At 61.8% G+C, this 25,913-nt stretch carries 20 protein-coding genes, 1 tRNA gene and 1 riboswitch; of the genes, 10 read left to right on the top strand and 11 right to left on the bottom strand.

Translation table 11 applies throughout. From position 1 onward, the window contains the following. Positions 1-85 precede the first annotated feature (85 nt). Positions 86-1,183, bottom strand: a complete 1,098-nt coding sequence (locus tag RhoBH5_RS27180) for an isocitrate/isopropylmalate dehydrogenase family protein (RefSeq protein ID WP_270009013.1) — start codon at positions 1,181-1,183, stop codon at positions 86-88. On the opposite strand from RhoBH5_RS27180, the gene RhoBH5_RS27175 reads away from it, so the two are divergent. Further along, complete coding sequence (locus RhoBH5_RS27175) at positions 1,149-1,724, top strand: 2'-5' RNA ligase family protein (protein WP_270009012.1); 576 nt, start codon at positions 1,149-1,151, stop codon at positions 1,722-1,724. The genes RhoBH5_RS27180 and RhoBH5_RS27175 overlap by 35 nt on opposite strands. Here RhoBH5_RS27175 and RhoBH5_RS27170 read toward each other — a convergent pair. Beyond that, on the bottom strand, positions 1,669-2,598 hold the full coding sequence (locus RhoBH5_RS27170; protein WP_054187415.1) for a DMT family transporter: 930 nt from the start codon (positions 2,596-2,598) through the stop codon (positions 1,669-1,671). The two genes, RhoBH5_RS27175 and RhoBH5_RS27170, sit on opposite strands and share 56 nt — an antisense overlap. A gap of 213 nt (positions 2,599-2,811) precedes the next feature. Here RhoBH5_RS27170 and RhoBH5_RS27165 point away from each other — a divergent pair, with 213 nt between their 5' ends. Further along, positions 2,812-3,807: a helix-turn-helix domain-containing protein gene (locus tag RhoBH5_RS27165; protein ID WP_003944097.1), complete on the top strand. Its 996-nt coding sequence runs from the start codon at positions 2,812-2,814 to the stop codon at positions 3,805-3,807. A gap of 74 nt (positions 3,808-3,881) precedes the next feature. Continuing rightward, on the top strand, positions 3,882-4,253 hold the full coding sequence (gene trxA, locus RhoBH5_RS27160; protein WP_003944106.1) for a thioredoxin: 372 nt from the start codon (positions 3,882-3,884) through the stop codon (positions 4,251-4,253). Positions 4,254-4,311: 58 nt separating this feature from the next. Here trxA and polA read toward each other — a convergent pair whose 3' ends face one another. Next, positions 4,312-7,059, bottom strand: a complete 2,748-nt coding sequence (gene polA / locus RhoBH5_RS27155) for a DNA polymerase I (RefSeq protein WP_007728727.1) — start codon at positions 7,057-7,059, stop codon at positions 4,312-4,314. 302 nt (positions 7,060-7,361) lie between these two features. Here polA and RhoBH5_RS27150 point away from each other — a divergent pair, with 302 nt between their 5' ends. The 4 genes from RhoBH5_RS27150 to RhoBH5_RS27135 are packed head-to-tail and all read left to right on the top strand — an operon-like array spanning position 7,362 to position 11,491. Beyond that, positions 7,362-8,672, top strand: a complete 1,311-nt coding sequence (locus RhoBH5_RS27150; protein WP_223304673.1) for a branched-chain amino acid ABC transporter permease — start codon at positions 7,362-7,364, stop codon at positions 8,670-8,672. A 5-nt stretch (positions 8,673-8,677) separates the two neighbouring features. After that, positions 8,678-9,667 carry a branched-chain amino acid ABC transporter permease gene (locus RhoBH5_RS27145; protein WP_003944088.1) on the top strand — a complete coding sequence of 330 codons (990 nt, stop codon included), beginning with the start codon at positions 8,678-8,680 and terminating at the stop codon, positions 9,665-9,667. After that, on the top strand, positions 9,660-10,688 hold the full coding sequence (locus tag RhoBH5_RS27140) for an ABC transporter ATP-binding protein (protein ID WP_007728722.1): 1,029 nt from the start codon (positions 9,660-9,662) through the stop codon (positions 10,686-10,688). The genes RhoBH5_RS27145 and RhoBH5_RS27140 overlap by 8 nt, the downstream gene beginning before the upstream one ends. Next, the gene (locus tag RhoBH5_RS27135; protein ID WP_007728720.1) at positions 10,685-11,491 is read left to right on the top strand and encodes an ABC transporter ATP-binding protein; all 807 of its coding nucleotides are present in this window, start codon (positions 10,685-10,687) and stop codon (positions 11,489-11,491) included. Before RhoBH5_RS27140 ends, RhoBH5_RS27135 begins: the two co-directional genes overlap by 4 nt. 71 nt (positions 11,492-11,562) lie before the next feature. On the opposite strand, the gene RhoBH5_RS27130 is transcribed toward RhoBH5_RS27135, so the two are convergent. Together RhoBH5_RS27130 and RhoBH5_RS27125 are read right to left on the bottom strand one after the other, a co-directional pair. Continuing rightward, a complete protein-coding gene (locus RhoBH5_RS27130) occupies positions 11,563-12,894 on the bottom strand; it encodes an ABC transporter substrate-binding protein (protein WP_003944031.1) in 1,332 nt (443 codons plus the stop codon). Positions 12,895-13,102: 208 nt separating this feature from the next. After that, entirely contained in the window at positions 13,103-13,720 is a 618-nt protein-coding gene (locus RhoBH5_RS27125; protein WP_003944029.1) for an ANTAR domain-containing response regulator, read from the bottom strand. A gap of 107 nt (positions 13,721-13,827) precedes the next feature. On the opposite strand from RhoBH5_RS27125, the gene RhoBH5_RS27120 reads away from it, so the two are divergent. Beyond that, positions 13,828-13,904, top strand: a tRNA-Leu gene (locus RhoBH5_RS27120). Between the two features lie 75 nt (positions 13,905-13,979). Further along, a complete protein-coding gene (locus RhoBH5_RS27115; protein ID WP_270009011.1) occupies positions 13,980-14,594 on the top strand; it encodes an AMIN-like domain-containing (lipo)protein in 615 nt (204 codons plus the stop codon). A gap of 111 nt (positions 14,595-14,705) precedes the next feature. Here the strand turns inward: RhoBH5_RS27115 and RhoBH5_RS27110 are convergent, their stop codons facing one another. Beyond that, entirely contained in the window at positions 14,706-15,677 is a 972-nt protein-coding gene (locus RhoBH5_RS27110; protein ID WP_064689630.1) for a bifunctional 5,10-methylenetetrahydrofolate dehydrogenase/5,10-methenyltetrahydrofolate cyclohydrolase, read from the bottom strand. 22 nt (positions 15,678-15,699) lie between these two features. Further along, a riboswitch (ZMP/ZTP riboswitch) is annotated at positions 15,700-15,780 on the bottom strand. Between the two features lie 174 nt (positions 15,781-15,954). On the opposite strand from RhoBH5_RS27110, the gene RhoBH5_RS27105 reads away from it, so the two are divergent. Then, positions 15,955-16,458 (top strand): SRPBCC domain-containing protein, encoded by a 504-nt coding sequence (locus RhoBH5_RS27105; protein WP_030536752.1) that lies wholly within the window; start codon positions 15,955-15,957, stop codon positions 16,456-16,458. A 33-nt stretch (positions 16,459-16,491) separates the two neighbouring features. Here the strand turns inward: RhoBH5_RS27105 and RhoBH5_RS27100 are convergent, their stop codons facing one another. The 5 genes from RhoBH5_RS27100 to RhoBH5_RS27080 all read right to left on the bottom strand — a co-directional run bounded on the left by RhoBH5_RS27100 (position 16,492) and on the right by RhoBH5_RS27080 (position 25,830). After that, positions 16,492-17,373: an acyl-CoA thioesterase gene (locus tag RhoBH5_RS27100; protein ID WP_003944096.1), complete on the bottom strand. Its 882-nt coding sequence runs from the start codon at positions 17,371-17,373 to the stop codon at positions 16,492-16,494. Continuing rightward, a complete protein-coding gene (gene pyk / locus RhoBH5_RS27095; protein WP_003944038.1) occupies positions 17,374-18,792 on the bottom strand; it encodes a pyruvate kinase in 1,419 nt (472 codons plus the stop codon). It abuts the gene before it with no gap. 82 nt (positions 18,793-18,874) lie between these two features. Next, a complete protein-coding gene (locus RhoBH5_RS27090; protein ID WP_065454987.1) occupies positions 18,875-20,377 on the bottom strand; it encodes a glutamate synthase subunit beta in 1,503 nt (500 codons plus the stop codon). Continuing rightward, positions 20,370-24,869, bottom strand: coding sequence for a glutamate synthase large subunit (gltB, locus tag RhoBH5_RS27085; protein WP_270009010.1), 4,500 nt, complete (start codon positions 24,867-24,869; stop codon positions 20,370-20,372). Before gltB ends, RhoBH5_RS27090 begins: the two co-directional genes overlap by 8 nt. 133 nt (positions 24,870-25,002) lie before the next feature. Further along, positions 25,003-25,830: a TM2 domain-containing protein gene (locus tag RhoBH5_RS27080; protein ID WP_047272252.1), complete on the bottom strand. Its 828-nt coding sequence runs from the start codon at positions 25,828-25,830 to the stop codon at positions 25,003-25,005. Positions 25,831-25,913: the final 83 nt, after the last annotated feature.

Here is a 25,913-nt window from a genome sequence, read left to right as displayed (position 1 = left end):
CCATCCGAAATTCAGTCGAACGGTAGGTTACGGCAGGAGTTCCACCGTCGCCGACTTCGCAAGATTCCGGCCTGTCGTACAAGAATCAGCGACGCAGAGTGTGTGCGTACACGACTTCGGAAAATTCGCTGGTCGATGCCAAACCGCCGAGGTCGGCGGTCGCGATGCCCGACGCGATGGTCGTGCGAACCGCGTCTGAAATGCGGCGTGCTGCCGCAGACAACAACCGATCGCCACGCGCATCACCGAGCCAGTCGAGCATCATTGCACTCGAGAGGAACAGTGCCGTCGGGTTCGCCCGATTCTTCCCGGCGATGTCGGGTGCTGCACCGTGCGCAGCCTGAGCCATGACCTGCGTCTCGGAAGCGTTGATCGACGGCGCGGTTCCGAGTGAACCGGACAGCTCGCCCGCCAGATCCGACAAAATGTCGCCGAACATGTTTTCGGTCACCACGACATCGAAGTCGCCGCCGCGTCGAACCAGGTGCGCCGCCATCGCGTCGACGTGCTCGTCGTCGACGACTACGTGTGGGTACTCCGCAGCGACGGTTCGGCAGGCGTCACGGAACAGGCCGGTGGTCAGTGTGAGGACGTTGGCTTTGTGGACGATCGTGACGTGATTGCGCCGTCGCGACGCCAACGCGAAGGCAGTGCGTGCGATCCGTTCACACGCAGCGCGGGTGAACACACCGACGGCCAGCGCGATGTCGGGCGTCGGCATGAACTCGCCGCTGCCGACTGCCATGTTCCGATCCGCGTACAACCCCTCGGTGTTCTCGCGGACGATCACCAGATCCATGTCGGGGACCATTGCCTTGACACCGGAGAACGCCGCTGCCGGCCGAATGTTCGCGAACAGCTCGAACTTCTTCCGGATGACGCCGCCGGGTGTGAGTTGTCCGCGAAACCTCTCCGGATAGGACGCACTGTCGTGGGGTCCGAGAATCCAACCCTGCAGCTGCCCCAACCCATCGATGGTCTCGTCGGGAATCGGCGTGCCGTGGCTGTCGATGGCCGCACTCCCGAGCGGAAGCTCGACCCACTCGACGGGCGGAGCATGAACCGCTGACAACGCCGCATCCACGATCTGCCGTGTCGCCGGGACGATTTCGTGGCCGATTCCGTCGCCGTGCATGAGTCCCAGCCGCATGGCCGAAGTACCGATTGCGCTCGCACCTGTCATCAGGCAATCATTGCTCACCATGGTCCAGTCGGTGGAATTGCTCCTCGATCCAGTGAGTGAGTCGGAAGTCCGAGCACAGTGGCAGCTTCTCGCCGACGCCGGTTTACCAAGTCAGGCCTCTCATCACAGCCCGTCCAACCGTCCGCACATCACACTGTTCGTCGCCCGTGAGATCCCCGCGGAGGTCGACGGACTGTTGAAGCGGCGCTTCTCGGCCCCGGACTTCGAGGTCCGACTCGGTGGCTACATCGTGTTCGGCGGCAAGCAGATGGTCTTGGCGCGCTCGGTCATTCCTTCGCGCGCACTCCTTCACCTGCACCGAGAAATAGCCGAGGCAACCGTTGGTTCGACGGCGCTTCCCGCCCACGTCGAGCCCGGCGCGTGGACGCCTCATGTAACGCTCGCCCGACGCGTCGAACCTGCACGTCTGGGTGAAGCCATCGCCCTGCTGGGCACCGACGTGATTCAAGGGCGCTGCGGCGCGATCAGGCGCTGGGACGGCGAACAGAAGACGGAATGGTTACTGACGCCGCCGCTGTGACAGAGCGGGTTGCACGTCGGGTCACCAGGATTCCCGCGATCACCGCGAGTGCACCAACCGGCTGATTCCAGCCAACGCTTTCGTTCAAGACTATTGCGCCGAGAGCGACGCCCACCACTGGACTGAGATAAGTGACGGTGGACGCCGCAGTCGGCCCCCACCCCTGAACGACATTGGTGTTCCAGATGAATGCGAGCCCGGTCCCCAGTGCGCCCAGAGCGATCATCGACAGGACAACTGCCGGCGTCAGGTGCATCGGTGTATTCGCGATGACCGGTGAGGCCAGAACCATCACGAAAGCTCCGATACTGATCTGTAATAGCGCGACTGTGCGGGTGTCGACGCCGAGAGGAAGCACGAAACGTCTGAGGTAGACAAACGAAATCCCGTACGACGCAGTCGCTCCCAGGCAAGCGACCTGAGAACTGACACTTCCGCCGACGCCGAGATTCCACGGCGCCAATACGATCAGCACCCCACCGAATCCGAGAAGCAACCCCAGCGATTTGTATCGCGTCAGCGTCTCCCCCGGCAGAAAGGCAAGGGAGACAGCCATAGTCATCAGTGGTGTGGTGGCGTTGTAGATGCTCGCGAGTCCCGAGGACATGTTTTGCTCCGCCCAACTGAACAGCAGCCACGGCACGATGCATTGTGTCGCTGCGAGAAAAGCCATGTGTTTCCAGACGCGAAAGTCCCTCGGTAGGCCGATCCGGCTGACCGCTGACACGAGAACCAGCGCGAGCGCACCGAAGACCAAGCGCCACAGAACTACCTGCGTGAAGGACAGACCTTCGAGCCCGATCTTCATGAAGAGGAAACTAGCTCCCCACACCACCGCAGCTGCGGTGTATTGAAAGGCAAGACTTGCCCTCAAAGGGTGAAGTCTCCGTGCGGACTGACGTCGTGACGAGTGTCGGGCGTTCGGCCGGCAAGAGCTAGTACGTTCAGGACCAGTAGGACCAAGACGCTGACGACGATGATTGCCATGTGTCCAGCCTGACGGAATGTCCCACGTGGCAGTAGTGGCAGAAAAGCCAGACTTGGACGATTTTCTGCCACTTTCCTGTTTTTCTGTCACACTCGAAAGATGCTCGCGAAAGTGGTGGTCCCACTGATGCCGATGACCGAGGCGTTCGAACTCGGCGTGGCATGTGAAGTCTTCGGCTTCGACCGATCCGACGACGGCCTCCCCACGTACGACTTCTCTCTGATCGCCGCAGTTCCGGGTCCGATCCGAACGCGGTTCGGGTACAACATCGATGTTCCGTACAACCTCGATTCTCTCGACGACGCCGATCTCATCGTCGTGTCCGCCGGCGGAACCTACGACGCCGGCGACGCGTACATGTGCTCACCGAGTCCCGACTCGAGTGTCGATCCCCTGTTGGTCAAACTCAACGAGGCCGTAGCCCGGGGCGCCAAGGTGGCGAGTCTGTGCACCGGAGCGTTTGTCCTCGGGGCGGCTGGACTACTGGACGGAAGGCGATGCACGACGCATTGGCGGCATGCAGAGAGGCTTGCCCAGACGTATCCGGAAGCCAAGGTCGATCCGGACGTGTTGTACGTGGACGAAGATCCGGTGTTCACCAGCGCAGGCACCGCGGCAGGAATTGACCTGTGCCTGCACATCGTCCGAAAAGAACAGGGTTCTCGCGTTGCCAATGGCATCGCGAGAAGGATGGTGGTGCCGCCCCATCGTGACGGTGGGCAAGCCCAGTACGTTGCCACTCCCCTCGCCTCGACGCCGAGTGCAACCCTTGCCCCGCTCCTCGACTGGATGACGGAGAACCTCGCCCTCGACCTCACTGTGGGCATGGTCGCAGCCCGCGCGAACATGTCCGCGCGCACGTTCGCGCGCCGTTTCCAAGCGGAAACGGGAACAACCCCCGCCCGCTGGCTCAGCGATCAGCGAGTACTGGCCGCCCAACATCTCCTCGAGAATTCCGACCTCTCCGTCGACGTCATCGCAGAACGCGTCGGATTCGGCGGCGGTGCCGTGCTTCGCCAGCACTTCATTCGTCTGCGTTGCACCACGCCGCAGGCCTACCGCCGGACGTTTCGGGCGACCGAGAACGCAAGCTGAAATCGGCTCAGGGAAGAATCAGCGGTTCCGGGGCGTTGCACACACCAACAGCCCGCACAATGGAAAGGACCCCTGTGGCCACCCAGACACTCACCCAGCAGAACTTCGACGAAACGATAAACGGCAGCGACGTCGTCCTCGTGGACTTCTGGGCCTCCTGGTGCGGCCCGTGCCGCCAGTTCGCACCGACGTTCGAAGCCTCTTCGGAGAAGCATGCCGACGTCGTTCACGCCAAGGTCGACACCGAGGCCGAGCAGGGAATCGCAGCGGCCGCCAACATCCGCTCCATCCCCACGATCATGGCCTTCCGCGAAGGCGTACTCGTGTTCAACCAGGCCGGCGCGCTTCCCGCCGCTCAGCTCGAGGAGCTCGTCACTCAGGTCAAGGCACTCGACATGGACGAGGTCCGCAAGCAGATCGCAGAGCAGACCGCATCTGCTGAATAGCGTGAAAAGGCTGGGCCGGAATCGAAGTCGATTCCGGCCCAGCCTTTTTCGTTGCTGCCTAGTGAGCCGCGCTGTCCCAGCTTCGACCGGTTCCCACCGAAACATCCAGAGGTACCGACAGCTCGATGGCTGTGGCCATCTTGTCCTTGACCAGCGCGGTGACCTCCTCCAACTCGGAGGCAACCACTTCGAGCACCAATTCGTCGTGCACCTGCAACAGCATGCGCGACTTCAATCCGGCGTCAGCGAGAGCCTTCTGCACGTTGATCATCGCCACCTTGATGATGTCGGCCGCAGTGCCCTGGATCGGCGCATTGAGGGCAGCACGTTCGGCAACCTCACGACGCTGACGGTTGTCGCTGTTGAGGTCCGGCAGGTAGCGACGACGACCGTAGAGCGTCGAGGTGTAGCCGTCCTTACGTGCCTGCTCGACCACCGCGTGGAGGTAATCCCGCACGCCGCCGAAACGAGCGAAGTACGCATCCATCTGCTGCTTCGCTTCTTCGGTCGAAATCTTCAGCTGCGACGCCAATCCGTAGGCACTGAGCCCGTAGGCCAGACCGTACGACATCGCCTTGACCCGGCGCCGCAGTTCTGGAGTCACCTCTTCGATCGGTACACCGAATGCGCGCGAGCCGACAAAGCTGTGCAGGTCCTCACCGGTGTTGAATGCCTCGATCAGTCCCTCGTCGCCTGATACGTGCGCCATGATGCGCATTTCGATCTGGCTGTAGTCGGCAGTGAGTAGAACGTCGAACCCTTGCCCGACTACGAATCCGTCGCGAATCTCGCGCCCCGCGTCGTTTCGCACCGGGATGTTCTGCAAGTTCGGATCGGTCGACGACAGACGTCCGGTCGCGGCAACCGTCTGGTTGAACGTCGTGTGAATGCGTCCGTCTTCGGCTACGGCCTTGAGAAGACCGTCGACGGTCACCTTCATACGCGTCGCATCACGGTGCGCGAGAAGGTGTTCGAGGAACGGGTGTCCTGTCTTGTCGAACAGACCCTGCAACGCCTCGGCGTCGGTGGTGTAGCCCGTCTTCGTCTTCTTCGTCTTGGGCATGTCGAGTTCTTCGAACAAGACCACCTGCAGCTGCTTCGGCGAACCCAGGTTGATCTGCTTGTCGATCACCTCGTAGGCCGAGTTTGCTGCGTCGGCGACCTGGGAGGCGAAACGGCTCTGAAGATCGTGCAGATGCGCGCTGTCGACGGCGATGCCGGTGGCCTCGATCTGAGCGAGCTCGATCGTCAACGGCAGTTCCATGTCGGAGAGGAGCGACTTGGATTCGATCGACTCCAACTCGGTGTCCAGTGCAGCTGCCAAGTCGAGAACGGCCTGAGCGCTGAGCATCGCGGTCTCGGCCGCTTCGGCATCGAGCTGCTCGGTGTCGTCGAGCAGTGAAAGCTGTTCCTGGCCGGATGTTTCGGCGCGCAGTTCACGCTTGAGGTAGCGGAGCGAGAGGTCGTCGAGATTGAAGCTGCGCTGGCCCGGCCGGACGAGGTACGCGGCCAGAGCAGTGTCGCTGGTCAGTCCACCGAGCGTCCAACCACGCCCACGCAGAGCATGGATCGCCCACTTGGCTTCGTGCAGCGCCTTCGGCTGCGATGCGTCGGCGAGCCAATCACCGAGAGCTGCTTCGTCTTCCGGTGTTGCCGTCGACGCCGCGATGTATGCACATTCACCGTCGGAGGCCGCGATCGCGAGTGCAGTGACGTCGCCGGCGAACGGAGTTCTGGTTCCGAGCACCGTCACGCCGTGACGCTCACCGGTTCGTGCGTGGGCGTCGAGCCACGCGGCAACCGCACCCGGGGCGAGTGCGTCGCCGCTGACCTCGAACCCTTCCTCTGCTTCGGGCTCGGACGACGACAGGGTCGCGAACAGTCGATCGCGGAGAACCTTGAACTCGAGATCGTCGAACAACGCATGAATCTTCTCGCGGTCCCACGGGGCCAACACCAACTGCTCGGGCGTGTACGGCAAGGGAACGTCGCGAACCATTTCGGTGAGCTGACGATTGAGCAGGACGTTCGCGAGGTTCTCCCGCAGTGAGTCGCCCACCTTGCCGCGGACCTTGTCCACGTTGTCGACCAGTCCCTGCAGGTCGCCGTACTCACGGATCCACTTGGTGGCGGTCTTCTCGCCGACGCCGGGGATGCCGGGGAGGTTGTCACTCGGGTCGCCGCGCAGTGCAGCAAAATCGGGATACTGCGCCGGGCTGAGGCTGTACTTCTCCTCTACGGCCGTCGGCGTGAATCGGGTGAGCTCCGAGACACCCTTCTTCGGGTAGAGCACAGTGACGTTGTCGGTCACCAGTTGCAGCGAGTCACGGTCACCGGTCACGACGAGAACCCGGTATCCGAGGGCCTCCGCCTGCGTGGTCAAGGTGGCGATCACGTCGTCGGCTTCGAAACCTTCCTCGGCCATGACCGGGATGCCCAGCGCGCCGAGAACGTCCTTGGTGATGTCGATCTGGCCCTTGAATTCGTCCGGAGCCTTCGCGCGCTGCGCCTTGTATTCGGGGAACAGGTCGGCGCGAAACGTCTGACGCGACACGTCGAAGGCCGCGGCCAGGTGGGTGGGCTGCTCGTCACGAAGAAGGTTGATCAACATCGACGTGAAGCCGTACACCGCGTTGGTGGCCTGCCCACTGTGTGTCTTGAAGTTCTCTGCAGGCAGCGCGTAGAAGGCGCGAAACGCCAACGAATGCCCGTCGAGAAGCATCAAGAGAGGGCGATCGTCCGCCTTGCCGGTGGTGCCGGCTGGAGCGGTGGACGTGCTGGACCGAGTTGTGGTTGCGGGGCTCACGGTTCATCAGTCTAGGGATCGCGACCGACATCGACGCCTTCGCCGTTGTTTACGCAGGAACAGACACAAGAATCGGACAATTGATGCAGCCTTCGGCCTTCGATACGGAACCGAAACATCCCGGAAATCTCAGAACCCCATCTGAAGCGAACGGAGCCGTTAGAGTCCGGAAATCGCAGCAGCGAAACAATCCCTCTGCTGCGCGGCACTTTGTCCAGACGCGCTATTCCCGACCCGCTCGGAGGACGTACGTGGCCCCACCCGTAGTGAAACGGCAGACCCTCGCGACACTCAGCCGACTACTGGCCTTTGCATTACTGACGTTCTTCGCATTACTCAGCCTGGCCGGAACTGCTTCGGCTCAGGAACCGACCACTTCCCCTACACCGCCGACCCCGACAGCATCCGCGCCACCGACAGCACCGGTTCCCGACAACGCTGTCCCCGTCAGCGGCAATCTCAACAACGGCGGCACACGCCTCGAGGGCGTCACCGTGCGTGCACTCGATTCTTCCGGCACGGAAGTCGCCACCGGAGAATCGGCATCGAACGGCCGTTGGGAACTGGCCGTGGCACCGGGCACCTACACCTTCGAGATCGTTGCCGACACACTTCCCGACGGGGTCAGTGTGCAAGCCGCTGTCGAACGCGAGGTGGTGGCCGGCCGCGCGAACACCGTGATCTTCTCGTTCGGCGAGGTACGTACCGCCTCGAATGTCAGCTTCGGCGAGAAGCTGATCCGCACGACGGTCGACGGTCTGCGGTTCGGCCTCGTGATCGCGATCGCCGGTGTGGGTTTGAGCCTGATCTACGGCACCACTGGCCTGACCAACTTCGCTCACGGCGAGATGGTGACGTTGGGAGCCGTTGCTGCCTGGGTGATCAACACGTCCTTCGGCGTTCCGCTGATTCCCGCCACGATCCTCGCGATCTTCGTCGGCATCGGCATCGGCCTGCTGACCAACGGAATCGTCTGGAAACCACTGCGTAAGCGCAAGACCGGGTTGATCGCGCAATTGGTGGTCTCGATCGGTCTCGCGATTTCATTGCGCTACTTGATCCTGATCTTCTTCTCCGACCGCGCCGAACCGTTCGACGACTACCAGGGCCAGGTCGAGAAGAACTGGGGCCCGATCGCACTGACCGACGCCAACGCGATAGTCATGATCGTCAGTCTGGTCGTCCTGGTCGGCGTCGCACTGCTTCTGCAGAAGACTCGCATCGGAAAGGCCATGCGTGCCGTCTCCGACAATCGTGACCTCGCCGCTTCGTCCGGTATCAACGTCGAGCGCGTGATCATGTTCGTCTGGGGTCTCGGCGGCGGACTGGCCGCCCTCGGCGGTGTGCTGTTCGGTATCTCCGAGCTCGGCGGACGCGTCCAGTGGGAAATGGGCTTCAAACTGTTGCTGCTCATGTTCGCCGGAATCACCCTCGGTGGTCTGGGAACCGCGTACGGGGCGCTACTCGGCTGCGTCATCGTGGGACTTCTGGTCCAACTCTCGACGCTCATCATCAACCCAGACCTCAAATACATCGGCGGACTTCTCGTCTTGATCGTGATCCTCGTGGTTCGCCCCCAGGGCATCCTCGGATCCAGACAAAGGATCGGGTGACGAATATGGACATCATGGGAGCTTTCCAGGTTTCTTTCGCCCAGCTGATCGGGCCGTCGGCAATCTTCTACGCACTGTTGGCAATCGGGTTGAACCTGCACTTCGGCTACGCCGGACTGCTCAATTTCGGTCAGATCGGTTTTGCCCTTCTCGGCGGCTACGGCGTCGGCATCATGACCGTGACCTACGACCAGCCGCTCTGGCTCGGCATCCTCGTCGGACTCACCGCAGCCGGCCTCCTCGCGCTCGTGCTCGGTATCCCGACGCTGCGTCTGCGCGCCGACTATCTCGCCATCGTGACCATCGCCGCTTCGGAGATCCTGCGTCTGATCTTCCGCTCGACCGCGTCGGATTCGGTGACCGGTTCCACCAATGGCCTGTTCGGTTTCGCAGACCCGTTCACCGCACTGAGCCCCTTCGACTCGGCCAAGCAGTACTCATTTCTCGGCGTGAAGTTCTACGGAGACGACCTCTGGTCGATGGTCGTGGGGTGGACGCTGGTCTTGATCTTGTGCGGATTTGTCTACCTGTTGACGCACAGTCCGTGGGGGCGCGTCCTCAAGGCGGTTCGCGAAGATGAGGACGCAGCGCGATCGTTGGGCAAGAACGTGTTCGTGTACAAGATGCAGGCGCTGGTTCTCGGCGGCGTGATCGGTGGTCTGGCCGGGGTGTTCAACGCTTTGCAGACCAAGTCCATCAACCCGGACTTCTACTCGACCGCGCAGACGTTCTTCGCGTTCGGCGCACTGATTCTGGGCGGGGCGGCAACGGTATTCGGCCCGGTGGTCGGCGCAATGTTGTTCTGGTTCCTCCTCGCCATCCCTGATGCCTTGCTGCGTCAGGCGATCTCCGGCGAGAATCCGCTGCTCTCGCTGACCGAACAACAGGTCGGGGCCACCAGGTATGTCCTGCTCGGATTGATGATTGCTCTCCTGATGGTCTTCAGACCGCAGGGAATACTGGGTAACAAGCGGGAGGTGCAACTCAATGCTTGACGCCGATACCAGAGCACAGATCTTTGCCGACGTTCCTCACCTTCCCGGATCGGCGAAACCCGACCCGGTGTTGGTCGCTGACAACGTCTCGCGGACGTTCGGCGGCCTCAAGGCCGTCGACGTCGATCACCTCGAGATTCAACGAGGGTGCATCACGGGTCTGATCGGTCCAAACGGTGCCGGAAAAACGACGCTCTTCAACCTCCTTACCGGATTCGACCGGCCGGACACCGGTACGTGGTCGATGGACGGTCAATCGCTGGGCCGCATGTATCCCCACCAGGTAGCCAGGAAAGGAGTGGTACGGACGTTCCAGTTGACCAAGGCGCTCTCCAAACTCACCGTGCTGGACAACGTACGTCTCGGTGCCACCGGCCAACGTGGTGAACGCATTTTTGCATCTCTCGTCCCGTGGATCTGGAAAGGCCAGGAACGCGAGATCACCGACCGCGCCAACGAACTCCTCGCACGATTCAAACTCGACACCAAGGCCGACGACCTCGCCGGTTCACTCTCCGGTGGGCAGCGCAAACTGCTCGAAATGGCTCGCGCACTCATGACCTCGCCCTCGGTGGTGATGCTGGACGAACCGATGGCGGGGGTCAATCCTGCTCTGACGCAAAGCCTGCTCGGACACATCAAGTCATTGCGCGACGACGGAATGACCGTCGTGTTCGTCGAGCACGACATGGACGTGATCCGAGACATCAGCGATTGGGTGGTGGTCATGGCGCAGGGCAGCGTCATCGCCGAATCCACCCCGGACGAACTCTCGTCCAACACAGCCGTCGTCGACGCATATCTGGGCAGCCACCATGACCAGGCCCTCGAGTTCGACGACAACGGAAATCCGGTGGGCGAGACGGCCGTTCTGGCCGCCGCCCTGGCTGAAGCCGAGGTCGAAACCCTCGAGTCGGGCGGGGACCTGTCGGAACCCGACGTCGACAACCTTCCGGCCGATCTCGCCGCGACGCTGGAATCGAGTCCCGAGGAACCGCGCGGAAGGCACGAGAAGCCATGAGCGAGAACCACGCACGTTCACTCACGCCTGCAGAGTTCGCCGCGACGGCCGAGGAGCATCAGCGACTGTCGGCAGGTGCCCTGCTCCGCGCCGACAGCCTCGTCGCGGGCTACATTCCCGGCGTCAACATCCTGCGTGAATGCAACTTCTTCCTGAAGGAAGGGGAAATCGTCGGGATCATCGGACCGAACGGCGCAGGCAAATCGACACTCCTGAAATCACTGTTCGGACTGATACCGGTACGCGAAGGGTCGGTCACCCTACGCGAGGACAACATCACGTCTGCGCCCGCTCACGTCCTCGTTCAGAAGGGAGTCGGGTACGTCCCTCAAACGCAGAACGTCTTTCAGACTCTGACCATCGAAGAAAACCTCGAAATGGGCATTTATCTGCGTCCCAAGGCATTCGCGGAACGATTCGCCTTCGTGAGTGAACTGTTCCCTCTTCTGAGTGAACGACGAAAGGTGAAGGCCGGCGCACTCTCCGGCGGCGAACGCCAGATGGTCGCGATGGGCCGGGCCCTGATGATGGATCCGTCGGTGCTGCTGCTCGACGAACCGTCCGCGGGCCTGTCCCCCATGTTCCAGGACGAGGTGTTCATCCGCTGCAAGAAGATCAATGCTGCGGGTGTCTCGGTCATCATGGTCGAGCAGAACGCGCGCCGCTGCCTTCAGATCTGCGACCGCGGTTACGTACTCGATCAGGGTAAGAACGCGTACACCGACACCGGCGCCAATCTGATGAACGACCCCAAGGTGATCGAGTTGTACTTGGGAACGCTCGCTGGAAGCAAAGAGAAGTAGTACAGACACGAGAATGGGCCAGGGTCGCGAGACCCTGGCCCATTCTCGTTGGCTGCTTACCTGCCCACGACTTACTTGCCCACCACCACGAATCCTTCTGTGGTCAGGGTGTTCTCAGGGCCGAACTTGAGCTTTCCGTACGAACCGATGGACGGCTCCCCCGAATCGTTGAAGTCCAACTCACCGGTGATGCCGTCGTAGTCGATGTCGGTTCCCGCCTTCACCAACGGCAGGCACTCGACGTAGGACGTGCACTTGGTGCCGCCTTCGGTGACGCTGTTGATGTTGGCCGCGATGTCGGTACCGGCCGTCGACTTCGCCTGCTCGGCAGCGAGCGCTGAGATCACCACCGCGTCGTATGACTCTCCGGCGTAGTTGAAGTCGATCAGAGAGGGGTTCACAGCCTTCAGACGATCCTGGAAGGCAGCTCCGACGTCCGTCAGGGGCGTCGTTCCCTGCATGGTGTCGAGCAACGGCTTCGCCACGGATTCGCCGAGAGCGTTGCCCATGTTGCCGTCGACGCCGTACATCGCCATTCCGTCCGACGGGCCGATGCCCACTTCGTGCATGCGCGTGATGATCTTCGCCGACTCTTCGAAGCCCACCAGTGCCACTGCATCCGGATTGAAGTTCTTGACTTGATCGACTTCGGAGTTGAACGACTGCGCGTTCGGGTCGTAGATGATCTTCTCGATCTGATCGGAGGGGACACCCGAATCGATCAGATTCTTTTCGATGTTGTCCGCCAGACCCGTCCCGTACGGGTCGTTGAGGGCCATGATCGCTACGCGCTGACCACCGTCGTCCGAAATGAGCTGTGCGACGGCCTGAGCCTGCAGTACGTCCGTCGGAGCGGTGCGGAAGTACATGCCCTTGTCTGGGTAGCAGACGAATTGGTCCGAGGTGTTGGCAGGCGAGAACATCACGACGCCTGCGCTGGCGATCTTGTCGATCACCTTGAGCGAGACCGAAGACGACGCGGCGCCGACGATGACCTGAGTGCCTGCAGCCAATTCGCGGTCGACGGTGGTATTGGCGGTGTCCGTTGTGGTGTCACCCGAATCGCCGGGAATCAGCTGGACCGGTTGGCCGAGAACGCCTCCGGCTGCATTGACGTCGTTGACTCCCAGCTGGGTGCCCGCGACCATCGGCGGCCCGAGGAACGACAAGCTGCCTGTATCGGGAAGAAGCGTGCCGATGCGCAGCGCTTCCGTGGACGGGGTGGCGCCGGCCTTGGCCTGCTCCGGGGTGCAATCAGTCGTGACGGATGTCGTCGCGGCAGAAGCGCCGGACGTAGAGCCACTCGAAGACGAGTCATCCGACTTGTCCGAGCTACAGCCTGCAAGTGCCAGTGATGCCGCGCCGAGAACTGCAGCAGTACGCACAAGTGTTCGTCTAGCCATCCCACGCTCCTAAGATCAGCCGGTGCTCGCGCCACCCGAACTGGCGCTCGCTGTGGGATCAGACGCTAGACCTTGGAACCGTTTCGCGATCCTTCAAGAAAGCCCTGTGACCTGACTGTTATCTGAAGGTGCACAGTGTTTACACGGCTGTAGCGCTGCGCGACGTTTCGACGGTCGACGCAGCAACCGGGTAACCCGGACACTTTGCTCAAGCGTCCGGTTCACCGCCCAGAGTTTCCAGTACGACCTGTGCGACCGCCTTCATCGTGGAGCGCCGATCCATCGCGGCGCGCTGAATCCACTTGAACGCCTCAGGTTCGGTGAGCGCTTGGCGAACCATCAGAACACTCTTGGCTCGCTCGATCAGCTTGCGTGCTTCGAGCCGGTCCGAAAGATCAGCGACCTCACGCTCGAGCGCCGTCACCTCGCGGAAACGACTGACCGCCAATTCGACAGCGGGAACGAGGTCACTGATCGAGAACGGCTTGACCAAGTAAGCCATGGCGCCGGCATCGCGTGCGCGCTCGACCAACTCGCGCTGACTGAACGCTGTGAGAATGACAACAGGAGCGATGCGTTTGGCGGCAATCTCCGAAGCGGCGTCGATGCCGTCTCTCCTGGGCATTTTCACGTCCATGATGACCAGATCAGGCTTGAGCGACTCGGCCAACTCCACCGCAACCTGCCCGTCACCGGCCTCACCGACGACGTCGTAGCCCTCTTCGCGGAGCATCTCGACCAGATCCATGCGGATCAACGCCTCGTCTTCAGCGACGACAACACGACGGGGTGCGAGCTGATTGCCTTGCGGCTGCGGCGAATTCATGGCCACCATCCTCCTCCATCGAACCGCCCCGACACGAGACGCGAACGATTAGAGGGTACCGGTGTTTGACATTGAAATCGCATCTTCTAATGTAGTCATCGCAACAAGCCCTCGTATCCCAATTGGCAGAGGAAACGGATTCAAAACCCGTCCAGTGTGAGTTCGAGTCTCACCGAGGGCACCACCTGCCGCAGCTGGCCGCACCGCAAGGTTTCGGCATTCGGCTGTACCCCAGATCGACCGCCGTTAGATTCGATCCATGAACGGTCGTCGCCTGATTGCTCTGCTCGGAGCCATATCTGTTTTCGCGCTGCTCCCCGGATGTCAGACTGACGACCAATCCGACACTGCCGGCGAATCTTCCACCCAGACCGTCCTCGATGCTGCAACACAGACAGGCGCCCTTCAGGTCGGCACTCCCCCGATCGATGCCCCACCAACCGAGATCTCCATGCCTCCCCCGTTCCCGAACGACACGGAGGTCCCTTCACCGACTCCGCGCGTCGATGTGACCGAGATCGACGTGATCGATCACGATGGTTTCACCCGCATCACCTATCGCTTCGACGGAAGCGGATCTGTGTTCTGGAAAACCGAATACGTCAGTGAAGCAATCCGAGCGGATGACAGCACAGTCGTGGACGTCGGAAGTCGATCGATACTTCAAGTCGACCTGATGGGAGTCCAATCGGATTCGTCGCTCAACTCCGTATCTCACGAGGGCGAAAACATCACGCGCATAGACAGTGCAGCCAGGAACAGTGCGATCCTGCAGTCGTTTGTCGGCACGGTCGACATCCGTCCGGCATACACCGTATCGACATCCGATTCACCGTCCCAGTTGACGATCGACATCCCCAAGGCAGACAGCTGACTGTCGAATACCCAATTGCGCGCTCAGCTCAGCCATTCCAGCGCAGCGGTGCTCGACGCGGTAATTCGGTTATCGCGGGGCGGATGAATACTCCGTCTCGAAACCGAGGTCTCACAATCGATCCGAGGCGATTGCGGGGTCCGGTTCAACACGACTGTCATGATTCTCACTGCATGCCCGAACTTCCGCTGCTCGAACTGCTGCTGCCAGTGTTTGTTCCAGCAGGACTGCCACCGTCATGGGGCCGACGCCACCCGGCACCGGTGTGATCGCACCGGCATGTGGGAGCGCAGCGGCGTACTCCACATCTCCGACGTTGCCCTCGTTGTACCCCGCATCGATCACCACTGCCCCAGGCTTGATCCACGTCCCTTTGATCAGTTCCGGAACACCGACGGCCGCGATGACGACGTCTGCCGAGGCGACGTGTGCGGCCAGGTCGACGGTGCGCGAATGGCAGTATGTCACCGTTGCGCCTCGACGCAGGAGGAGCATTCCCATCGGCAATCCGAGTATCGGGCTTCGGCCGACCACGACGGCATGCTTTCCGGAGAGTTCGACGCCTGTGGCGTCGAGGAGGCGCAGGATGCCACTCGGTGTACATGATTCGAATCCCCCACCGGTCAACGCCATTGCCGCGAACGCTGCCGAGGTAACGCCGTCAACGTCTTTGTCGGCCGAGATGGCATCGAACGCGGCCCGTTCGTCGATGCGGCCTGGCACCGGGTGTTGCAGCAGTATGCCGTCGATCGAAGGGTCCGCCGACAACGCTCTCAGCACGTCGACCAGTTCTTCGGTGGTTGTACTCACCGGGAGTTCGACCGTCCGCGACGTCATTCCGACGGCGACAGATCGTTTGACCTTCATCTGTACATACGCCTTCGAGGCCGGGTCCGCTCCCACGATGACGGCGGCCAGGCAAGGAACGTGCCCCGCCTCATCACGAAACTGCCTGGTGCGCACTGACAGGTCCGCGAGCGCAGCATCGGCAATTGCGCGTCCGTCGATTATTCGAGCGGGCGCGGTCTGGGTCGACAGATTCTTGGTAGAGACGTTTTCGGTAGGCCGATTCTCGGTAGACATGGATCCCCTTCACACAAGATGTGTGAAGCACCCAGGCGGTCGATGCCTCGCGATGTGCACTCCCCGGTGGTAATTCCCACCCGCGCCAGTCGTGCGTGGTCAGCGTACCGCGCGTTTGTCTCACTGCCACGAAACGCATCCGGAACGCCGCTCTCAAAACGAGACAAATCGACATAACCTATCAATAGGTAACGATCTGACCTGCAGTTATTCCATCCTAAGCAATTAGATGGCACGATGGGGGCAACCGCACGGGCACCAAGCATTGGAGGCACCGATGGACAACGGCAAGATAAACCTGACCTATGACGGTCGGGTGTCACTGAGCTTCCAACTGGCAATTCCGCACGCACCGGACAAGGTCTGGAAAGTGATAACGGAACGCGAGTACCTCGACGCCTGGTTCCCGGCGGACGTCGATTTCGATCTCACTCCCGGCGCGGATCTGCTGTTCAAGGTGACCCCGGAACAAGTCGAGCGATTCGGACTGCCAGCAGATCACGTGACGCGCGGGACGGTCATCAGCGTCCACCCGCACCGAATTCTCGAATTCCTCTGGGACGCAGATACTCTGCATTGGGAACTGGCACCGGACGGCACCGGCGGTTGCTGGCTGACCCTCACCCACACGATGGAAGACGAAGAGTCCGCGTACGCCCACGCTGCCGGCTGGCACGCGGGCTTGGAAGTTGTTGCGGCCCAACTCGATGGACGCAAAGTCGACTGGTCTCCGTGGGACCGCGCCGACGAACTCTCACCGCAATATCGCAAGTCTGCTTGATTCTGGGCCCGAGTTCAGTCTCGGGCCCGCATCTCATTCCCCTTTACGCGGGAAATGCCTGATCATTCCTTCTTGGACCACCGTCGCCAACAGCAGTCCTTCCACCGAGAAGTACCGTCCGGTTGCCAGACCGCGCGAACCTGCGGCGACCGGCGATTCGGTGGCGTACAGAACCCAGTCGGTGAACCGGAACGGGCGATGGAACCAGATCGAATGATTGACCGTCGCCGCGACGATACGATCATGACCCCAGGACAAACCATGAGTGGTCAGAATCGAATCGAGCACGGTGGTGTCGGACGAATATGCCAGCGTCGCAGCGTGAATGAGCGAATCGTCCGGCAGATCACCGTCGGGGCGCATCCACACCCGATTGTGGTTGAGTTTCTCGCCGGTGCCCTTGAGGATCCACGCCGGATCGTTGGCGTACCGCATGTCGATCGGCTTGAGCGCCGCGCTGAAATGCGGCAGTTTTTCCTCGTACCCCACCAGATGATCGCCGATGGGAGGCAACGACTCCGGAAGTGGAACATCCGGGATCTCGACAGCATGGTCGAGCCCCTTGCCGGAGTCCTGGAACGCCGCGAGCATCACGAACAATTCGTTCTCACCCTGATAGGCAGTCACCTGACGGTTGGCGAACGCCCGCCCGTCGCGATGACGATCCACCCGATACTCGATGGGCGCCTTGACATCTCCGCCGCGAATGAAATGGGCATTCACCGCATGGATGGGGCGATCACCGTCGACGGTCCGCCCGGCGGCCATCAGTGCCTGAGACACCAACTGACCGCCGAACGTCCGCGAACCTACCTGTTTCGGGTGGTATCCACGGAACGCGTCTTCACCGATCTGCTCCAGATCCAACAAACCGAGGAGAGTACCGAGGTCGGTGGACGCGTTCGCGTGGGTCACTCAGTGGTCCTCTTCACCGATGCGGTGGACGTGAATGAGGTTGGTGGAACCGACAGTTCCCGGAGGGGACCCGGCAACGATGACCACGAGGTCGCCCTTGACGTACCGCCCGAGGGAGAGCAACGCACTGTCCACCTGACGCACCATCTCGTCGGTGGTGGCCACCGCATCGACCAGGAACGTCTCGGTTCCCCACGTCAGCGTCAGCTGACTGCGCACCGCGGGCAGCGGTGTGAAGGCGAGCAACGGCAGCGGCGTGTGCAGACGAGCCAGTCGACGCACCGTGTCACCGGACTGAGTGAACGCAACCAAGGCCTTGGCGTCGAGACGTTCGCCGATGTCGCGTGCTGCGTACGAGATGACACCGCGCTTGGTGCGCGGGACGTGGGTCAACGGTGGGACACGGGTTGATTCGTTCTCGACGGCCTCGACGATGCGGGCCATGGTGCGAACGGTTTCCATGACGTACTTGCCCACCGAAGTCTCGCCCGAGAGCATGACTGCGTCGGCGCCGTCGAGAACGGCGTTGGCGACATCGGATGCCTCTGCGCGAGTGGGACGTGAGTTCTCGATCATCGACTCGAGCATCTGCGTCGCGACGATGACCGGCTTCGCGTTCTCACGAGCAATCTGGATTGCGCGCTTCTGAACGAGCGGGACCTGCTCGAGCGGCAACTCGACACCGAGGTCACCGCGGGCGACCATGACGGCGTCGAACGCGAGCACGATGGCTTCGAGATTGTCGATGGCCTCGGGCTTCTCGAGCTTCGCGATGACGGGAACGCGGCGCCCGACTCGATCCATGATGGCGTGAACCAATTCGACGTCCGCCGGTGAGCGAACGAAGGAGAGTGCAATGAAGTCGACGCCCAACTTGAGAGCGAACTCGAGGTCGGCGATGTCCTTGCCCGACAGGGCTGGAACGGAGACGTTCATACCGGGCAGTGAGAGGCCCTTGTTGTTGCTGACCGGACCGCCTTCGGTGACCCGACAGACGACGTCGTTGCCGTCGATGGACGTGACGACCAGGCCGACCTTGCCGTCGTCGACCAGCAGTCGATCGCCGGCCTTGGCGTCGCGCGCCAATTCCTTGTACGTGGTGCCGACGCGATCGTGCGTTCCCTCGACGTCGTCGACGGTGATTCGAACCTCTTCACCGTTGGCCCAGGTGGTCCGCTCGTCCTTGAATCGACCGAGTCGAATCTTGGGCCCCTGAAGGTCGGCGAGAACACCGACGGCCTTTCCGGTGGCGTCCGACGCGGCGCGGACGCGAATGTAGTTTTCTTCGTGATCGGCATGCTCGCCGTGGCTGAAGTTGAGGCGCGCCACGTCCATGCCGCTCTCCACGAGCTCACGGATGCGGTCGCCAGAAGCTGTCGCAGGTCCAAGTGTGCATACAATTTTTGTCCGTCGGTTCACGGCTCGAGCCTAGTCGCTACCCCACCGCACTTCTATCCGGCATTTGCGACCTGCACTTTCTGTACTTACTCGATTCAGTTGGTCAGCTCACGAACAGCGGAAATGCCTTTGGATGAACCGGAGCCGGAAGCGCCGACTCGCCTGTGAGAAACATGTCGACGGCACGTGCGGCCGACCGTCCCTCGGCAATCGCCCACACGACCAGCGACGCCCCGCGATGCGCGTCGCCGCAGACGAATACGCCGGGTGTCCGGGTCTGCCACCCGACATCACACTCGATTCTGCCGAGTGGATCGGTGCCGACATCAAGGTCGGTGAGCAGCGGGGCGGTTTCGACGCCGTCGAAACCCAGAGCGAGTAGGACCATCTCGCACACCAGATCCGTCGTGTCGCCGGTCTCCACCAGGGTCCGTTGTCCGTCCTTCGCTCGTGACACGGCTACCGGAACCATCCGGATTGCGCGGACCGCACCCCCACCGTCGTCGAGAAATTCCTGCGCCGCCCATCGGAATCGTTTGTCACTGCCCTCCTCATCCGCCGGCGAGGTGCGCAGGACCCGCGGCCACAACGGCCATGGGTCGCGATCTCGATCGCGGCGTGCCGGAGGTGGGACGTGGTAGTCCAATTCCGTCACCGAGAGGGCGCCTTGGCGATGCACCGTGCCGAGGCAGTCGGCGGCCGTGTCGCCGCCACCGATGATCACGACGTTCTTACCTCGCGCCGAGATGCTCGACGCACCATCACCCTCGCATTCGTGGTTGGCCGCACGCAGGTACGTCATCGCACGATGGATTCCGCGAAGACTACGACCCGGTACGTCGGTGTCTCTGGCACGATCAGCCCCGACCGCCAGGACTACCGCCTCGAAATCCGTCGAGAGGTCGTGCGCGCTCACGTTCACTCCGACGGCGCAGTCGGTGACGAATCTGGTCCCCTCGGCGGTCAGTTGGTCCAGCCGCCGGTTGATGAGGGCCTTGGGCAACTTGAATTCCGGAATTCCGTAGCGAAGCAGTCCCCCGATCCGATCGCTCCGCTCGAACACCGTGACACTGTGTCCGGCTCGTGTCAGTTGTTGAGCCGCGGCCAGTCCCGCCGGTCCCGAACCGACAACCGCAACACGGTTTCCGCTGTGAACTACCGCAGCCTGCGGCCCCAACCAACCCGACTCCCAGGCGTTGTCGACAATCGCCAGTTCGATGCGCTTGATGGTGACACCCCCCGACGTGTGCTCGTCGTCGAGTGCGAGAACGCACGCCGTTTCGCACGGTGCGGGGCACAGATGTCCGGTGAACTCGGGGAAATTGTTGGTGGAATGCAGATTCTCGGAGGCTTCGGACCACCGTCCACGCCGAACCAGGTCGTTCCATTCCGGAATGAGATTGCCGAGCGGACACCCTATGTCGACCGAATGGCAGTACGGCACAGCGCAGTCCATGCAACGCGAGGCCTGTGCAGATACGTCTCGATTCCGCACGACGGGATCCAGCGACTCGTATACCGACGCCCAGTCGCCGACGCGCACGTCGGTCGGTCTGGTCGGTGCGTCGGATCGTTTCACGTTGAGGAACCCGCGTGCGTCAGGCATGAGCCGGCTCCACCAGTTCGTTCTCTTCCACGACCTTCCGGTAGTCGACAGGCAAGACTTTGGTGAATCTCGGACTCTGGCCAACCCAGTCGTCGAGAAGTTTTGCCGCCACCGGCGAGCCGGTCGCAACCAAATGCTCGCCGAGAATGTCGACCAGCTGACGACAGTCTTCCGCCGAGGGCTGCTCCAGAACGACCATGTCGCGGTTGACCTTTTCTGCCTTCACGTCGAGTACGAAGGCAAGTCCGCCGGACATTCCCGCAGCAAGGTTCCTACCGGTTGGGCCGATGATGACGATGCGACCCCCGGTCATGTACTCGCACGCATGGTCGCCGACGCCTTCCACCACAGCGACCGCACCCGAGTTGCGCACCGCGAATCGTTCCCCGACACGCCCCCGGGCATAGAGCGCACCGCTCGTAGCGCCGTACAGCAGCGTATTGCCGGCAATCACCTGCTCCTCGGCCACGAAGGGTGCGTCCTCACTCGGCCGAAGCACAATTCGTCCACCCGAGAGCCCCTTTCCCACGTAATCGTTTGCATCGCCGACAACGACCAGCGAGATGCCCGGTGGCAGGAACGCACCGAGTGACTGGCCTGCCGTTCCACTGAGCACGACGTCGATGGTGCCGTCAGGTAGCCCGACGGCGCCGTAGCGTCTGGTCACCTCAGCGCCCAGCCTCGTTCCCACCGCTCGATCCGTATTGTGTACTGGCAGTTCGATATGCACGGGTCGAGCGTCCTCGAGCGAGTTCGCAGCCAACTCGATCAGGGTGCGTTCGAGTTCGCTCGAAACAGGTACATACGGTTGGTAGGCCGCGCCGGCCGGCGTGGCCGGAACGTCGAAGAGTGGTGAGAGATCCAACGTCCGACTCTTCCAATGCGCCACCGCCGGAGACATTTCCAATACGTCTGCGTGCCCCAGCGCATCGTCGATACTTCGAAACCCCAGTTCTGCCAACAACCGTCGTACGTCGGCGGCGATGAAGCGAAAGAAGTTCTCGACGTACTCGGGCCGGCCGGTGAATCGCTCGCGCAGTTCGGGATTCTGCGTCGCTACTCCGACGGGGCAGGTGTCGAGATGACATACCCGCATCATGACGCACCCGGCCGCGATGAGTGGCGCCGTGGAAAACCCGTACTCCTGCGCTCCCAGCAACGCGGCGACGACGACGTCCCGCGCCGTGCGCAAACCCCCGTCACACTGGACGACGATCCGATCGCGTAACCCGTTGAGCACCAGGGTCTGCTGAGTTTCGGCCAGCCCGATCTCCCACGGCGCACCCGCGTGGTGGATGGACGAGAGTGCCGCAGCACCCGTCCCGCCGTCGTGACCGGAGATCAGCACCACGTCGGCGTGCGCTTTGGCCACACCTGCCGCAACAGTCCCGACTCCGGCTGCGCTGACCAACTTCACGTGTATCCGCGCGCGATTGTTCGCGCATCTGAGGTCGTAGATCAATTGGGCGAGATCCTCGATCGAATAGATGTCGTGGTGCGGGGGCGGAGAAATGAGCCCGACCCCAGGCGTCGAGTACCGGGTTTCCGCGATCCACGGGTACACCTTGGACCCCGGAAGCTGCCCTCCTTCACCCGGCTTGGCACCTTGGGCCATCTTGATCTGAATGTCGGTGGCATTGACCAGGTAATCGCTGGTCACCCCGAAGCGACCACTCGCGACCTGCTTGACAGCGCTTCGACGCTTGTCGTCACGCAACCGCTCCGGCGACTCTCCGCCCTCACCGGTGTTGGAACGCCCGCCGAGAGCATTCATCGCAACCGCCATCGTCTCGTGCGCCTCCGCAGAGAGGGAACCGTAGCTCATCGCACCGGTGTTGAATCGAGCGAGAATCAACTCGACGGGTTCGACCTGATCGAGCGGAATCGGCGGACGAACCTCACACCGAAATCGAAACAATCCCCGCGGTGTTCCGCCCTGCGCGCTCAGTCGATCGACTTCATCGCTGTAGCGACGAAACATCTCACTTCGCCCGGTCCGGGTCGCATGCTGAAGGAAGAACACGGATTCGGGTGTGAACACATGCAATTCACCATCGCGGCGATACCGGTACTGTCCACTGTCGGTCAACTGACGATTGTCGAACTGACGATGCTGCACTGCGGACGACGAGAACGCAGCCGTGTGGCGCATCAGAACTTCGCGCGCGACTTCAGTGATACCGATCCCGCCGATCCGGCTCCGTGTGTTGCAGAAGTATTCGTCGACCAACTCTCGACCCAAGCCCACGGCCTCGAATACCTGTGCACCCGTGTAGGAGTGAACCGTAGCGATTCCCATCTTCGACATCACTTTGAGCACGCCGAAATTTGTTGCTCTCAGGTAGTTGTCCGACGCAGTCTTCGGATCTATCCCGGGAAGTTCGTCCTGCTCGCTGAGGGCTTGGACAGATTCGAGAGCAAGATACGGGTGGACAGCCGCCGCACCGTAGCCGATCAGCAGCGCGATGTGATGAACTTCGCGCGCGTCACCCGAGTCGACGACAAGGGAAACCTTGGTCCGCAGGCCATGACGAACCAGATCGTGGTGCACGGCTGATACTGCGAGCAATGACGGAATGGGAGCCTGCTCAGGGCCTGATCCACGGTCGGAGATCACCAGAATCTCGATACCGGCTGCGGCGGCTGTTCGGGCGGACTCACGAAGCCTCTCGACGCCTTCGGTGAGACTGCCCCTCGGATCGAAACTTGCGCGAAGGACAGCGCTTCTCGGAGTTCTTGCGCCGTATAGTTCGGCGACCTTCGCCATCTTCCCCGGTCCGATCACCGGTTTGTCGAGAACAATCCTTCGGCACGACAGCGCCGACGCTTCGAACAAGTTCTGCTCACCGCCGAGGGTGACACCAAGCGTAGTGACGACTTCCTCGCGAATCGCGTCCAAAGGCGGGTTGGTCACCTGAGCAAAGAGCTGGACGAAGTAGTCGTACAACAGCTTCGGCCGATCCGAGAGAACGGCGAGGGGCGTGTCGACACCCATCGACCCCAACGGCTCCGATCCTGAGCTTGCCATCGGGACAAGAATGTCCCGCAGGTCCTCGGCGTGGTATCCGAAGAGCAACTGCCGTTGCAACAGCGGAGCCGGATCGCCTCGAGCAGGCGCAGTCTCGGGGATGTCCTCGAGGTCGACCAATCCCCCGTCGACCCAGTCCCGGTAGGGGGCTGTGCTCGCGAGTTCGGACTTGATCTCCGCATCGGAAACGATGCGATGGCGAGCGGTGTCCACGAGAAACATGCGTCCCGGTTCGAGGCGCCCCTTCTCCAACACCTCGGACGTGGGAGCGTCGAACACGCCGCTCTCACTGGCCAACACGATACGGTCGTTCTTCATCCGCCACCATCGCCCTGGGCGAAGACCGTTGCGATCCAACACGGCCCCGACAACAATGCCGTCGCTGAACGTCACGGACGCCGGACCGTCCCACGGTTCCATCAGACAACCGTGAAATTGGTAGAAGGCCTTTATCTCGTCGGGCATCGAAGAATCGTTCTCCCAGGCTCCGGGAATCATCATCGCGATGGCGTGTTGCACACTGCGGCCCCCGAGCGTCAAAAACTCCAGTACTTCGTCGAACGACGAAGAGTCGGATCCTCCCGGGGTGCAGATCGGAAACAGGCGATCGATGTCCCCACCTAAAAGTGTGCTCCGCAGCATCGGCTCGCGAGCGCGCATCCAATTCCTGTTTCCCACAATCGTATTGATCTCGCCGTTGTGGGCGATGCAGCGATACGGCTGAGCGAGTGGCCACGACGGAAATGTGTTCGTGGAGTATCGACTGTGCACGACTGCCAACGCAGTTCGCATTCGGTCGTCGCGTAGGTCGGTGAAGTAACCGGGTAACTGCGCCGGCGTCAGCATGCCCTTGTACACGATGGTTCGGGCGGACAACGAGGGGAAATACACCGCATCATCGGCCGAATGAATTCGCTCGACTTGTCTCCTGAGCGCAAACACTCGTCTGTCCAAGGCAATTCCGCCCACACTACGATCTCGCGTCTCGGCGCACGTCACAAAACACTGACTGATGTACGGAGCGCACTGCGCGGCAACGGTTCCGACGCAGTCTCGGTCGACCGGCACCTCTCGCCACCCGATAATCTGCAGTCCTTCTGCCGCTGCGTACCGGCGTATCCGAACTACCGCGCGCCGACGTGCTTCCTGATCCACCGGGAGAAAGCAGTTTCCGGCCGCGTAGGTGTTCTCACCCATCGCGTTGGGTTGTGGAAGCTCGAACTCGGTCACCGCGTCGAAGAACTCCGTCGGCAGCTGAATCAGAATGCCCGCGCCGTCTCCGCTGTTGGATTCGCGCCCAACTGCGCCGCGATGGGAGAGATTGCCCAGGACCGCGAGCGCATCGTCGACAACGGAATGCAGGTGGCGTCCAGAGGTGTCTGCTACCACGGCTACACCACACGAATCGGTTTCCTGATCGGGGTCGTACAGGCCCCGAGGTTCAGGTATTCGAGAAAACGGCACTCGGCGACCTCCACGCGGACATGCAGCCGACGTGCGCTAGTTTATCAGCCCATAACCGCAGGTCGCGAGAGCAAAACGGTGACCCCCTGATACCGAGGCATCAGGGGGTCACACTTGCCGAGGGTCGTTTCGATCAGCTACGCAAAGGGCGGTTGTACTGATCGCGCACACTGCCGGTCAACATCATGATTCCGTCGATGAGCGGCCAGATGCCACCGATTCCACACGTCAACCAAGTGACCGCGATCTGTGCGACAGCCATGCCGGGCTGGTTGAGATAAAAACGTCCTGCACCGAATCCGCCGAGCAGAATGCCCAGCAATCCGGCAGTCGTCTTCGACTTGTCCGAGTACGGTTCACCGGTCATCGGGTCACGTCCGTATGGTGCGGACGGGTCGACCAGGCCGTAGCCAGGCTGAGGATAACCCTGAGCTTGTGGGTACCCCTGAGGCTGACCGTAACCCGGCTGTGAGTATCCCGGCTGGGGGTAGCCCTGCGGCGGAGCCGCGTAGGGATTCGGAGTCTGATCTGCCGGTGCACCGTAGACGGGACCGTCCGTCGGGGTTTGGGTCGGGCTCGAGTAGTCCGGCGCCGGATAGTCGGTCGCCGGATAGTTCTGGGCGGCGTAACTTTCCTGCGACGTGTACGGCGCTGTCGGCTGATTCGGGGTGGAATCAGAATCGGCAGCGGGAAACGCTGTGGTCGATTCGGTTCCGGTCGGCGGCGGGTAGATGGGGTGGTTTCCCCACCCCGGACCGTTTCCGACTCCCGAATACGTGTCCCAGCCTGGACCGGTGCCGGTGGTCTCCGTCGACGGCGTCTTTTCGGTGGGTGCCGAGGTTTCCGTCAACGACGCATCCGCCGTCGCGTCGTAGTCGAACGGCGACCCGAACTGCGGTGGAACCGGCGGCTGTGATCCAGACGAGTCCCCCGACTCGGAAGGTTCCGGATTCTTGTTCAAGTTAGGCAACGTACTTTCCTTCGATTCGACGACGGTACGTAATAGCTTTTGTTATCGGACTTCGAGAAGGTTCGACCTTCTCG

The sequence above is a fragment of the Rhodococcus sp. BH5 genome, from assembly GCF_027583855.1.
In the GTDB taxonomy this organism is placed as follows: domain Bacteria; phylum Actinomycetota; class Actinomycetes; order Mycobacteriales; family Mycobacteriaceae; genus Rhodococcus_F; species Rhodococcus_F qingshengii.
This window is presented reverse-complemented; position numbering and strand designations above follow the sequence as displayed.

What these genes read in the sequence shown, in the direction of transcription:
- RhoBH5_RS27175 (WP_270009012.1), top strand. Translation starts at nt 1,149, where the DNA reads ATGGCCGAAGTACCGATTGCGCTCGCACCTGTCATCAGGCAATCATTG.
- RhoBH5_RS27180 (WP_270009013.1), bottom strand. Translation starts at nt 1,183, where the DNA reads ATGACAGGTGCGAGCGCAATCGGTACTTCGGCCATGCGGCTGGGACTC.
- RhoBH5_RS27165 (WP_003944097.1), top strand. Translation starts at nt 2,812, where the DNA reads ATGCTCGCGAAAGTGGTGGTCCCACTGATGCCGATGACCGAGGCGTTC.
- RhoBH5_RS27145 (WP_003944088.1), top strand. Translation starts at nt 8,678, where the DNA reads ATGGACATCATGGGAGCTTTCCAGGTTTCTTTCGCCCAGCTGATCGGG.
- RhoBH5_RS27140 (WP_007728722.1), top strand. Translation starts at nt 9,660, where the DNA reads ATGCTTGACGCCGATACCAGAGCACAGATCTTTGCCGACGTTCCTCAC.
- RhoBH5_RS27135 (WP_007728720.1), top strand. Translation starts at nt 10,685, where the DNA reads ATGAGCGAGAACCACGCACGTTCACTCACGCCTGCAGAGTTCGCCGCG.
- RhoBH5_RS27130 (WP_003944031.1), bottom strand. Translation starts at nt 12,894, where the DNA reads ATGGCTAGACGAACACTTGTGCGTACTGCTGCAGTTCTCGGCGCGGCA.
- RhoBH5_RS27125 (WP_003944029.1), bottom strand. Translation starts at nt 13,720, where the DNA reads ATGAATTCGCCGCAGCCGCAAGGCAATCAGCTCGCACCCCGTCGTGTT.
- RhoBH5_RS27115 (WP_270009011.1), top strand. Translation starts at nt 13,980, where the DNA reads ATGAACGGTCGTCGCCTGATTGCTCTGCTCGGAGCCATATCTGTTTTC.
- RhoBH5_RS27110 (WP_064689630.1), bottom strand. Translation starts at nt 15,677, where the DNA reads ATGTCTACCGAGAATCGGCCTACCGAAAACGTCTCTACCAAGAATCTG.
- RhoBH5_RS27105 (WP_030536752.1), top strand. Translation starts at nt 15,955, where the DNA reads ATGGACAACGGCAAGATAAACCTGACCTATGACGGTCGGGTGTCACTG.
- RhoBH5_RS27090 (WP_065454987.1), bottom strand. Translation starts at nt 20,377, where the DNA reads ATGCCTGACGCACGCGGGTTCCTCAACGTGAAACGATCCGACGCACCG.